Origin of the sequence: Colwellia sp. 5_MG-2023 (genome assembly GCF_030547795.1) — a bacterium.
In the GTDB taxonomy this organism is placed as follows: Bacteria; Pseudomonadota; Gammaproteobacteria; order Enterobacterales; family Alteromonadaceae; genus Colwellia.
In genome coordinates this window covers 1-12,744 of record NZ_JAUOPW010000036.1, presented here as the reverse complement: position 1 = coordinate 12,744, position 12,744 = coordinate 1, and the positions used below count along the sequence as shown (strand labels likewise).

Below are 12,744 nucleotides of genomic sequence, written 5' to 3'. Positions count from 1 at the left end.
CATAGTTCTACAAACAAAGCCTCAGCAGAAATGCTGAGGCTTTGTTATTCTACACATAACGAAAAGCATAGAGAAATATCAATAAACATAAAATACTGAGCTCGGGCTGTTTACTAAAAATACTCTAACTATCAATGATCAAAAATAAAAAAACACCAATCATTACAATTGATGTTTTTTAAATCTAATTATTTAAATAAATTATTAAGATTTTTTCTTAAAACGACGAGAAGCAAATCCCATCAAACCTAATGCAACAATAGCAAGTGTTGAAGGTTCAGAAACAGTTGTTGCTGCTGGTGCAGATAATCTAATTTGGTAACCAGTTATATGAGCATTACTTGAATTCAGAGCATCTAAACGAAGTTCTTGAGTGTTACCTGTTGCAGTAAACTCTCCGATAACATATTGGCCAAGTCCATTACCTTTAGCATTCAATGTAGAGCTATTACCATTACTATCATCAAAATACATTTCACGACTTTGAGGTCTTAAATCAGTTAGCCATAGTTGAATAGAATAAGCTACGCCTTCGATCAAGTTACCGCCACCAATAGTCAATGCAGTTAAGTCAGATCCATTTCCAAAATCAAAACTATTGAGGAAAGCATCGTAACCTGAATCATCGGTTGATGAACCATCTAATGCGCCAACAAAACCACGTCTAGATAATAAAGATGTAGAATTATCAAATTCAACACCATTTACTGTAACACTTCCAGAGTTTGTAGTTGTCGCATTAATCGCTTCAACAGTAGTACCTAAATTAAATACATCATTAAAATCAGTAGTATTTTGCACTTCACTCCAATTAATTATACCTGCATTAGCAGCTCCACTAACAAGTACTATCAATCCAGCAACCACTGTATTTAAAATCTTAAATTTCACTTTTATTCCTTTTAAATTATATTCATATTTCTAACAATATATTAACAATGCAATAAATATACCGCTGCAGTAATACATCTAAAATTCAAGTAGATAGTAATTTGAAAAAACGTATAAAAATAAAACTGTAAAATAACTCGACATAACTGGCCCAACCAGTAAATCACCAGCCTGCTAACTTTATTCTAGAAGTAGGCATTTAAGAAGAACAACTCGATCAGAGTATGATTTTGATTGTAATCCAATATATTTATGCTTATAAAATAAAAAAACATCATAAAATGGATAAACGTTTCATTAAAAATATTAGAAAACCATAAAGAGAATATTAATAACAACGTTCTGCTATCTCGTACTAATCAATAATAATGGTTATTCATAATCATTTTTTTTGTTTGACATTAAACGGCTGTTAAATTCTAATTCGCCCCAATTACCAATGACTAATTCCCTTACTATTATTAGATGGCAAGGCTAAAGGAAAACGAATGAATAAAGATAATCTTGATAACGCACGCGCACATTACAACGTACGTCATTGGAGTCAGGGCTATTTTGGAATCAATGATGCAGGCAAGGTATATGTTGCACCTAAAGTTGATAATCAAGAGCACACAGTAGACTTAAATAGTATTGCTAAAATGATTGAAGATAAAGGATTAACACTACCCGCCTTAGTGCGATTTCCACAAATAATTCATCATCGCATTCATAGCCTATGTGAAGCGTTTAATAAAGCAATAGATGAATATGATTATCAGCAAAAATATTTATTGGTTTACCCTATTAAAGTCAACCAGCAACGAGAAGTTGTTGATGAAATTTTGGCGAGCCAACATAATAAAGAATACACTCAATTGGGACTTGAAGCTGGCAGTAAAGCTGAATTGCTTGCTGTTTTAGCAATGGCTCAAAAAGTGTCTTCGGTTATTGTTTGTAATGGCTACAAAGATAGAGAATACGTGCGTTTAGCGTTAATCGGCGAGAAACTCGGACATCAAGTACATATTGTGCTAGAAAAAATGTCTGAACTTGAAATGATTTTAGCCGAAGCTAAAAAGTTGAATGTAGAACCTCGCCTGGGAATACGTGTGCGTTTAGCATCACAAGGCAAAGGAAAATGGCAAGCAAGTGGTGGTGAAAAATCAAAGTTTGGTTTATCAGCGTCACAAGTACTCAACGTTGTTAAAATTCTCAAACAAGAAAATATGCTTGATGCATTAAAGCTAGTGCATTTTCATTTAGGATCACAAATTGCCAACATTCGAGACATTAGGTTAGGTGTTAGTGAAGCGGCACGCTTTTATTGTGAGCTTCGCCGTATTGGTGCAGGCTTGTTATGTATGGATGTTGGCGGTGGTTTAGCTATTGATTATGATGGAACACGAAGCCAATCACATAACTCTATGAACTATAGTTTAGCTGAATATGCCAATAATATTGTTCACACTATTGGTGACATTTGTAAAAGCTATGATCAACCAATGCCCATGATTATTTCAGAGTCAGGTAGAGCATTAACCGCGCATCATGCAGTACTGATTTCTAATGTTATTGGTGCTGAATCATATGAACCAGAAAACATACAAGCACCGATACCAGATGAATCTATTTTACTAAATAATATGTGGCATTCGTTAGAACAATTAAACGATCGTAACGATGATCGCGCATTAATTGAAATTTATCACGACACACAAAGTGATTTAGCAGAAGTACATAGCCAATTTTCAATGGGCCTGTTGAATTTAACTCAGCGTGCTTGGGCTGAACAAATTAATTTACGCGTGTGTTATGAATTAAATCAATTAATGGATGCTAAAAACCGCTTCCATCGCCCAATAATGGATGACTTAACAGGAAAACTAGCAGATAAATTTTTTGTGAACTTTTCTTTATTTCAATCATTACCAGACGCATGGGGAATTGATCAAGTATTTCCGGTTCTACCATTAAATAACTTAGAAAAGTACCATGAAAAACGTGCAGTATTGTTAGACATTACGTGTGATTCTGATGGCACCATTGATCACTATGTTGACGGACAAGGTATTGAACACACCTTACCTGTACCAGCATGGACAGAAGATGAGCCATATTTACTCGGCTTTTTCTTAGTCGGTGCATATCAAGAAATTTTAGGTGACATGCATAATTTATTTGGTGATACCCATAGCGCAGTAGTAGTTGTAAATGACGATGGTGAAGCCGAAATTACCGAAATAAATGAAGGTGATACCGTTGAAGACATGCTGAATTATGTGCATTTAGATGCAAAATTATTTCAACAAACTTATGCCGATCTTATCGAAGCTAGGTTATCAAAAAGTGAAGGTGATGAAATATTTAAAGAGTTAGTTGATGGCTTAAAAGGCTATACCTACCTTGAAGATTTCTAAAGGTTACACTTGTAGCGTCTATATTTTTAGAGACAAATAATGAAAAATATTTTTAATCAGGTCGATGGGTCTATTTACTCAAATGCGATGACCTTTTTGCGCCAGCCTTTAGTTAAAGACCCGGTAAAATCAGCTGCCGATATTGTAATTTTAGGCTTACCGTTTGACATGGCAACAACGGGACGTTCAGGCGCCCGCATGGGGCCTAGCGCTATTAGGCAAGCATCGGTAAATTTAGCTTGGGAAGGAAAACGATTTCCGTGGCCTTTTAGCTTATTAAAGCATTGTAAGATTGTTGATGCTGGCGATTTGGTTTTTTCTCCTGGCGATTCGGCACACTTTTGTCAGCAAGTAGAAACGGCTGTTGGCCAGTTGCTTGCTTCGGATAAAACCGTGTTGTCGCTAGGCGGCGATCATTTTGTCACCTTGCCAATACTTCGTGCCTATGCAAAAAAGTTTGGCACTATGGCACTGATACATTTTGATGCTCATACTGATACATACAACAATGGTAGTTGTTATGATCATGGCACTATGTTTTATCATGCGCCTAAAGAAAACTTAATTGATAGAAATAAATCTATTCAAGTAGGTATTCGCACGAATTACAGATCAAAAGACCACGGTTTTTCTGTCATAAATGCTATGCAAGCAAATGATATAAGTGTTGATGAAATAACAACATTAATTAAAGACAGAGTGGGTAATATGCCGGTTTATTTAACCTTTGATATTGATTGCTTAGATCCTGCCTTTGCACCTGGCACAGGTACGCCTGTATGTGGTGGCATGAGTACAGATAAAGTATTAAAAGTTTTACGAGGTTTATCAGGTATTAATATTATCGGCATGGATGTAGTTGAAGTAGCGCCAGCTTACGACAATAGTGAAGTTACCGCGTTAGCCGCAGCAACAATCGCTTTAGAATTAGCACATTTGTGGACGGTCAAACACAAGCGACAATAATCGTTAACAACAAGTAATAATACTCAGCTCTTGAGTCAATTAAGCCACGCTTTAAATCGAATAAGCTTTAAACGTGGCTTAAAAAATTTCAGTTTCAGTTTAAATTTCAAGGGTTCATTACACTCATTTTTTATAAATAATCTTACTAATACCCTTTTCATTAATTAGGTGAACAATTTTATACGTGGAAGAAATTGCCAAATACAAAGCATTTATTTCAATAACGAGTTGTGATCATTATTAAATAAATAACGATGTAGTTGGTGATTTTAACAAGTAGAAATGCTCACATAGTTAGTGAGATTGGTATAACCTAATAAAGGAGTACTAATCACTCCTATGTTATAATTTATTGTCTTATACCCGTTTCATTAATTAAGTGAACAATTTTATACGTAGCAATGATCACATAGCTAGTGAGATTGGTATTATGATAAGTTGAAAAAAATTAATTCCTGAGGACAAACAATGACTATAGTGACAAAGCTACCAATACACCTGTTTTTCATAGCGACCTTATTTTTGTTATCTGGCTGCGCCACTATGAACCTAACCTACGAGGAGCCAAGTGTTGAAATAGTTTCTTTTAAAGCGCTGCCTGTTACCGGCTTCGAGCAGAACTTTGAAATAGGCCTGAAGTTAGTTAACCCTAATAATTTTGCATTGCCACTAAATGGTATTAGTTACCAACTGAACGTAGCAGACGAAACCCTAGCCCATGGTGTAGCTAAAAATATTCCAACCACGGAAGCTTACGGTGAATCACGCTTTATGGTGCCGGTTTCAACTAGCTTATTAAAAGGCATCAAAGTAATAAGTGCCCTTATGAAAAATAAAAACCAAGGCATTAACTATCAATTAAAAACAAAACTAGATATCAACATTCCTTTTATGCCGCCATTAACTGTTATTCAAGATGGTACAATTCCCCTCAACCAACCCTAGCTAACCTTATCAACTGACTTTAGGCTGTTTAACGCTTTTGGCTTGAAGACAACCCCCTAATAATGTTAGTCATTTACAGTAGAATTATTTTAATAAAAAAGAATATAGGACAGTTTAGCCATATTTTAACTTTTTCGCCTTGAGTATCATAGACACAATTAAGCGATATGAGTAAGGGCGATCAAATGAAATTTACATTATTAAAAGTTATTTTTACAAGTGGATTATTAGCATTAAGTACATTATCTAGCGCAGGAATTATTAACTCTGCAGACTATGAACTAACTAATATTGATGGATCTTTTACTTGGGGTAACACCAATTGGAACTTAGCTGGTTCAAAGGGTTATGTCGATAATACAGCCGACCTGAGCGAAATTGACACGTTATTGTCTGATGGTTATGAATTTTCATCGGGTAATACAGGTAAAGTAAATGGTATATATAATTGGTCTACATTCGGCTACCATGCATTTACTTATAATTTTGTCGAAACAACTACTTTCAGTGGCTTAGATTTATTAATATCTAGAAATTACAGTTTATTAACTCCATTTTTTGCTGAAGTGTTTGATGGTAATAACTGGACAACTTTAGTTAGTGGTACGACTGGTGATTTAGGCTTAACCTTAAGCATAATGAATAATCAAGCGACTACTCAAAACGTAAGTGTAGATTTTGGCTCGGTAACCGGAAATGCTATTCGGTTTGGTTATAACAATGGTAGTCAAATAGCGTTACACGAAGTCACTTTTAACGGTAATGTTTCAACTACTTCAGTGCCAGAGCCATCTACATTTGCTATTTTTGCATTAGGTATGATTGGTTTAGCATCACGTCGATATAAAAAGGCGCTTTAGTTAAAGCTCCCACATTAAGTTAACTTGAATCACTAGTAACAATCGTTATTTCTTGGATACTGGTGATTCAGGGGAAACAGATGGACTTAGTTGTAAAATGATCTCTTTATGTTGTGGAAACATTTTTAAAAGTAACGCCTGATAACCTAGGGTCATATCTGCAAAATCAAATCCAGGTGATACCGCTTCACTAATTAATGAATATCCCTGTTTACCACCTTCAATTATTTTCGATGCTTTCCACGTACCACCAGGCACTGTTAGTTGTAGTAACTCACCAGCTGCCAAATTTGTCCCCATAACAACAGTTTTAAGCTTTCCTTCAGGGTCAATAAGATAGTATTTTATTGGATCACCTAATTGAAAATAATGCACAATATCTGACTTATTAAGGTGAAAATGCCCTATCGGTGATTCAGCACTTAGTAAGTAAAAAATTGACGTCATCGAAAATCGTTCTCCACTTTCCGTGGCTACTTTCGCTGTGTTACTAGCTTCATAGGTACGACGGTAAAAACCACCTTCAACGTGGCCTTCAAGGCCTAAATACGCAATTACTTGATCAACAGTCAAATTACTGGGCTTATCATCAGACCAAGCTTGAGTACTAATAATAGAGGTAGAAAGTAGTAATAAATAAAGGAGTGATTTATACATAAAGAATCCCATTAGCCTAGTAACATTTAATGAATAATATGAGCTGCCTTGTTAGAGAAATCCTTATCTCTGCAGCTCATAGTTTGATACAGCAAGAATTGTTCCACTCGTATATCACCGCGCGAGCCCAATAAATACGTTAATATATAGCAACGTATCGCACTCAAATTAAGCACAATCAGACGCTAGTCACTATTCTGCACCAATAGTTACTCACTTCACATAACTAATAATAAGGGAAGCCACTAATAGAGGATTACTCACAGAGCGAAAATAAGGAAGTAATAAATAACGATTAAATTAGTCGTATTATGTTAATAGCAAAGTTAATAGCAAAACCAATAGCAGATAGCTGTTATTTAGCTTAATTTTCGCCACACTTAAACAACTTTCACTTTATTAAACCTAACTGATATCTACACTAAACCAATTTTTATATATTGATTGAGCTTATCATTATTCAATCTTTGTGGTGATATTTTGTCTATAATATCAACCGCTTTATATACTTCAGCCAAGCCTGCTCTATCGTCAAGTGGTATTTTATCAAATGAATCTGAGTCAATTGTCTCTTTAAGTAAAGCAAGCGTACTTGTTAAAGACTCTTTAAAATCAGGATCTGTTTTGGCCAATTCCACATCATCTAAAATCGTTTTAGCCGTTGATAACGCTTGTTTTAATTCGGTAAGTGCGTCGCTATCTTCATCACTACTTTCTTCATCTGAGATATCGGTTTCAGTTGAGTCTGGTTCATCTAAACGCACTAAAAAATCACTAATATAACTGACCAAGCTTTGGTTCGGTAATGCATTATCTGCTGCTTCACTTGCATCTGATGCTGCAGAAGCAGTTCCTGCTAAACGAGAGTAATCTTGCTTAGAAATCAGTCCTAACTCATAAGCTCTTTCTTTAAATAAATCTATATCATCAAAATTTAGTCCACCTTGATTAAAAAACTCTCGACTTAATGAATCAACTTTTTGTGCTCTACTACTTAAAAATAAGTTTGAATTACTCTCCCCTGCTTGCTCTGTTGTTATTGTTTCTTGCTTATTAGCAGCGATAATTTCATCTATTTCAGAAGTAGTTGTAGATGCAGAAGAGCTAGCATTAAATAAGTTACTATAAGTATTAATATTATTAATCATTGTATGCTTCAACAAAAAATTGACGTTAGTAAAGCAAAAGCAAGCTTTATGCCTATATGTATAAAGCTTGCTATATACGAAAAATTTAGTTTTCTAGTGCCTATAAGTGCTTTATAGTATTAATAACTTTCCATAACATGAATTTTAATAATGACTAACAAATACATAGGCTTAAGCTTTATAGGGTTATCGCTTTTTATCTCAGCATGTACAACCAACATATTCTCCTCTCATAGTGACACGGTAAATCTTAATAATATTCATAAACATGTTAAGACGCTTGCATCTGACGAATTCGCTGGTCGTGGTCCTTTAACTATTGGTGAAGAACTTACTATTAATTATTTGGCCGAAGAATATAAAAAACTTGGTTTAGCTGGTGGTGTCAACGGTGAATTCTTCCAGCCTGTGCCTATGGCAAAACTAACGCCAGATCCAGCTATGGTGCTGAAAATAGGCAACTTGGAATTTACGGCAGGTAAAGATTTTACTGCACGTACAGAACAAATCAGTGAAAAAATAGCCTTAGTTGAATCTGAGATCGTTTTTGTTGGTTATGGCATTAATGCACCAGAATACCAATGGAATGATTATCAAGACATTGACGTTACCGGTAAAACAGTCGTTATATTAGTTAATGATCCCGGCTTTGCCACTCAAAACGATTCTTTATTTACCGGCAATGCCATGACCTATTATGGGCGCTGGACTTATAAATATGAAGAAGCGGCAAGACAAGGCGCAAAAGCGGTTCTTATTATCCATGAAACTGCACCTGCAGCCTATCCTTGGAGCGTAGTAGAAAGTTCAAATACAGGTAGTAAATATACCTTAATTGATGAATTTAATAATAGTAGCAAACTACCTATTATGGGTTGGTTACATTACGATGCAACCGAAAAACTGATGTCTGCAGCAGGTCTAAATTATCAAGCATTGAAAGAACAAGCGTTAATGATAGACTTTAAAGCGATTCCATTAAATTTAACCGCTAATCTAGAGCTAAATAGCACCATAGAGCATGCAGAATCAAATAACGTTGTTGCGTTACTTGAAGGCACAACTCGTGCAGATGAATATATTATTGTCAGTGCGCATTGGGATCATTTTGGCACTAAGCAAACACCCACTGGCCCTAAAATTTATAATGGCGCAATTGATAATGCTACTGGCACAGCAGGCACAATAGAGATTGCCCGAATACTTAAAGAGCAACACAAAATAAAACCATTTGAACGCTCTATTTTGTTTGTTAATTTTACCGCTGAAGAAACCGGTTTAATCGGCTCAGAGTTATTTGCCAGAGGTGATATCATCCCTACAAAACAGATGGTTGGCCTATTGAATATTGACGGTATGAACGCCTTAGATGGTGTCGACTATATATTACAATATGGTAAAAACATGTCAGAGATGGAAGATTACTTAGCAGAAGCTGCCGCGAAACAACAACGCCAAGTAAAACTTGATCCTAGACCTCAAAATGGTTTGTTCTTCCGCTCAGACCACTTCTCATTTGCTAAACAAGGCGTACCAAGTTTGTTATTTATGAGCCTTGGTGATACTGATCCTGATTATATTGCACATAAATATCACAAAGAAGAAGATGACTACTCTAGCGATTGGTCTTTAGGTGGTGTTGAACAAGATATTTCATTAATTGTTGATATCGTTAGCGAGTTGGCCACAAATAATGACTGGCCTAAATGGAAAGAAAACTCTGACTTTAAAAAACGTCGCCTTCAAGATAAACAGTAATTTTTATTAAAGGGTGTTTAGACGCCCTTTTTTATTCCATTATTCTTATATTTTACTATCACCTTAATCTCTAATCATTCACTTAAAACAACTTTATATTATGGCTAACGAACGATTCATCCCTTTTAGAAAACAAGATATTATTGAAATGTGCTCTCAAGCATTAACTGATGAAAAGTCTAAGCTTTCCTTTGAGCAGTTTTGCCAGCTTCTATCAAGTGTTACACACTTTGATTATCACGAATTACTTGAGTCATTAAAAAATAATTACGCCCCTTTTGATCCAAATACCAATACTCAGCAATTAAAAAATCTTAGTTTAGAGCAACGTGAACATTGCCAAAAAGTTTTTGCTGAAAACTTTGCTGAAATTCTAAATGCAGCTAACTTTGAAAAGGTCACTGACCAAGACTTACAAGAAGCACTCACTGAAGAATCATTGTTTAAAGTTAGATTAGAAGTAGAATTTGATGACTTTGAACAAGTGGTATTTTATCGCCGAGGCGAGTCACAAAAGAGCGAAACTATTACTTCCTTTGGTGGACTTCGCAAACAAACAATTAACTTTACCAATTACGATCGTGTCGCGGTTTACATTACGTTTAAAAATAAAGCCTACTTTGATAAAAAAAGCAAACAGCCAATAGGGTTTGAACCCAGTTCAACCATAATAAAACTTTTTCAAAATGTGCCAAAAGCTGATTTAGAAATGCTATTCCCTAATAGTGAAGTAAGGATGCGCCGGATAGATAAAGTTATTATTGGCGCTTCAGCTTTAGTGGGCGGCGCAGTGGTATTAGTAACCAAACTTGGTGCTTCTATTATTTTACTCGCTGCTTTACTGTCATTTTGGTTAGGTTGGCGTGCTGAATCTGTCGTGATGACGCAGCAACATATTATTTCATTTGGCCTAGGTATGGCGGTTTTTTTTGGCTTTGTGTTTAAAGAATGGAGTAAATTTAAAAATAGAAAAATTAAATTTATGAAAGCCTTATCAGATAATCTTTATTATAAAAACTTAGATAATAATGCTGGCGTTTTTCATACCTTAATTGATGCAGCTGAAGATGAAGATTTTAAAGAAGCATTAATCGCTTACACCTTCTTACTCATAAATACGCAAGGACTAACGTCATCAGAGCTAGATGACTTAATTGAAACCTGGTTTAAAGATAAATACAACTGCCAGCTAGACTTTGAAATATCTGATGCCCTAGCAAAGCTAGAGCGTATGCAGTTAATTACTATTGAGGGTGATAAATATCAAGCACTGCCTTTAGAGCAAGCAAAAAAGCACTTAGATCAACGTTGGGATTCCCTATTCAACTACCGTTAACCTTAGCGCTATGCAACTGTTATTAAACAACTCATCGTAAACTACAAAGCGTTACTTAAAGGGGCTGAACCGTTAGATAAAACAATGATGTTAATGTGTAAATATCAAAAACAGAAATGCGATAGCCTCAGTGATAAAGGTTAAAAAAACTTAATCACTGACAAATCACCAAAAGAGGTGTCTATATGTCTACCTGTTTGTTCCCAAGCTCGTAGTACTACCATTAACGCTTTATTACTTGCGGTCCAAGAAATACCACCGCCATATGCTGTGACTCTTTCGTCACCCGAATCTTTTAAACCGAGCTCTGGATCTATATTTCGAATATTCCCTTTACCTACTTTGTACTCAGCAAATACATGAACATTATGCGGTAAAGAAAATGATAAGAGTGAACCAACACTAACTCCATACGAATTAGACGTTAATTTAGTGGCTTTTGGTGCAGATGAATTTAAAAAATCAGCTTGAAACACTATATTATCGTTATCTTCTAGAGATACATGCTTAAAAGACCAGGCACCAACAATACTTAGCGCAACATCAAACTCATTACTTAGCTTTGGTCTGTTAAGAAAAAAATGCTCAAACAAAGATTCTTTATTATTAAAAGTATAAAAATTGTGTTGCCCAGACAGCTCAAACTTAGTTGACCGTGTATTTTTCGAGAAAATTTGTTCTGTTTGATTACCGCTTAAATTTTTAGCCGTGCTTTTCAACCCTTCAAGCGTTTGATAGTTAAAAGTGATTTTAGAGTTTTTAAATTTTCTATATGAAAGCAGCACATCTTGTGTTTTTGTTTCAACGTCATCATTAAAAATATCAGCTGAATAACCAATTTCAATGTCGTTAATATCAAAAAACACCCCCACTCGCTGATTGTTTACAGGCTCTAACATAAACAGTGCTTTTTGATTGCTCCTAGCCAAATCATCATATATTAACGTATGGCTGGTACTTGGATTTGAAATAGTTGTTCGTATTGATTTCAAGTCAAAGTCAAAAGCCGACACAGCATCAGATTTTAATACAGACAAAATGGCAAAGCTCACAATAACCCAGTAGTGGTGATTCATTAAAAGTACTCACAAAATTAATTTGTATTAGGGTAGCGTGTTTTTCGCCTTAAATTATCACAAAACATTCACAAATTTAAAAATTTAATAAAACAAGTGATTAGTGACAATAAATGTCTGCAATTTACATTGAATTCAATTTAACGGTTTCATGCGCTACAGCTGATAAAGGAGGATTTTATAACATAAATGATATGGATAAATTTCAAACAAATGAAAGTAATTGAACTATCGAATGAAATTATTTCGTTTGATGAAACCAGTAGATAAAAATATACTCGCTTTAGTTTTTGAATCTCCCCGATTTTATAAACAAAATTGTTTCATTTGCGTTACTTAGAGGACATCATTTGATGTCCTTTTTTTTATCTAACAATAACCTCATCTCAACTACATCCTATTTATCTTAAAAATTACCAACCAAAAGTTACGAATTAAATATGACTCATTAGGTACTGTTAACCAAATATTTTCGCTAATTTACTAAGCCTAATGTTGGCTTCTCAATTTGTTAACCATAAGTATTCAATCGTCATTAAAATATTAATTCCACCTTAATGGGTTAAAATAATTCAACTATCGAGTGAAATCATTTCGTTTGCTGAAAATAACCGGGGAAAATATACTGGCCTCAGTTTTTGAATCTCCCCGATTTTATAAACATATTGTTTCATTTGCTTTACTTAGAGGACATCATTTGATGTCCTT

The 12,744-nt window shown here is 34.9% G+C and carries 10 protein-coding genes; 6 read left to right on the top strand and 4 right to left on the bottom strand.

Going from position 1 to position 12,744, the window contains the following annotated elements; all coding sequences use genetic code 11:
• Window positions 1-204 precede the first annotated feature (204 nt).
• Complete coding sequence (locus tag Q4496_RS16685; RefSeq protein WP_303495261.1) at window positions 205-891, bottom strand: PEP-CTERM sorting domain-containing protein; 687 nt, start codon at window positions 889-891, stop codon at window positions 205-207.
• Between the two features lie 488 nt (window positions 892-1,379).
• Here Q4496_RS16685 and speA point away from each other — a divergent pair, with 488 nt between their 5' ends.
• The 4 genes from speA (at window position 1,380) to Q4496_RS16665 (ending at window position 6,061) form a co-directional block, all read left to right on the top strand.
• Complete coding sequence (gene speA, locus Q4496_RS16680) at window positions 1,380-3,290, top strand: biosynthetic arginine decarboxylase (protein ID WP_215973574.1); 1,911 nt, start codon at window positions 1,380-1,382, stop codon at window positions 3,288-3,290.
• A 39-nt stretch (window positions 3,291-3,329) separates the two neighbouring features.
• Window positions 3,330-4,256: an agmatinase gene (gene speB / locus Q4496_RS16675; protein ID WP_303610858.1), complete on the top strand. Its 927-nt coding sequence runs from the start codon at window positions 3,330-3,332 to the stop codon at window positions 4,254-4,256.
• A gap of 468 nt (window positions 4,257-4,724) precedes the next feature.
• Complete coding sequence (locus tag Q4496_RS16670; protein ID WP_215973572.1) at window positions 4,725-5,201, top strand: LEA type 2 family protein; 477 nt, start codon at window positions 4,725-4,727, stop codon at window positions 5,199-5,201.
• 185 nt (window positions 5,202-5,386) lie between these two features.
• Window positions 5,387-6,061, top strand: a complete 675-nt coding sequence (locus Q4496_RS16665) for a PEP-CTERM sorting domain-containing protein (RefSeq protein WP_252727537.1) — start codon at window positions 5,387-5,389, stop codon at window positions 6,059-6,061.
• Window positions 6,062-6,106: 45 nt separating this feature from the next.
• Here the strand turns inward: Q4496_RS16665 and Q4496_RS16660 are convergent, their stop codons facing one another.
• Window positions 6,107-6,718: a cupin domain-containing protein gene (locus Q4496_RS16660; RefSeq protein ID WP_303603081.1), complete on the bottom strand. Its 612-nt coding sequence runs from the start codon at window positions 6,716-6,718 to the stop codon at window positions 6,107-6,109.
• Between the two features lie 416 nt (window positions 6,719-7,134).
• Window positions 7,135-7,866 (bottom strand): hypothetical protein, encoded by a 732-nt coding sequence (locus Q4496_RS16655; RefSeq protein WP_215973570.1) that lies wholly within the window; start codon window positions 7,864-7,866, stop codon window positions 7,135-7,137.
• A 150-nt stretch (window positions 7,867-8,016) separates the two neighbouring features.
• Here Q4496_RS16655 and Q4496_RS16650 point away from each other — a divergent pair, with 150 nt between their 5' ends.
• Window positions 8,017-9,624 carry a M28 family metallopeptidase gene (locus Q4496_RS16650; protein WP_303610857.1) on the top strand — a complete coding sequence of 536 codons (1,608 nt, stop codon included), beginning with the start codon at window positions 8,017-8,019 and terminating at the stop codon, window positions 9,622-9,624.
• Between the two features lie 100 nt (window positions 9,625-9,724).
• On the top strand, window positions 9,725-10,960 hold the full coding sequence (locus Q4496_RS16645) for a DUF3754 domain-containing protein (RefSeq protein WP_303610856.1): 1,236 nt from the start codon (window positions 9,725-9,727) through the stop codon (window positions 10,958-10,960).
• A 140-nt stretch (window positions 10,961-11,100) separates the two neighbouring features.
• Here Q4496_RS16645 and Q4496_RS16640 read toward each other — a convergent pair whose 3' ends face one another.
• Window positions 11,101-12,036, bottom strand: a complete 936-nt coding sequence (locus Q4496_RS16640; RefSeq protein ID WP_303610855.1) for a hypothetical protein — start codon at window positions 12,034-12,036, stop codon at window positions 11,101-11,103.
• Between the last annotated feature and the right edge of the window lie 708 nt (window positions 12,037-12,744).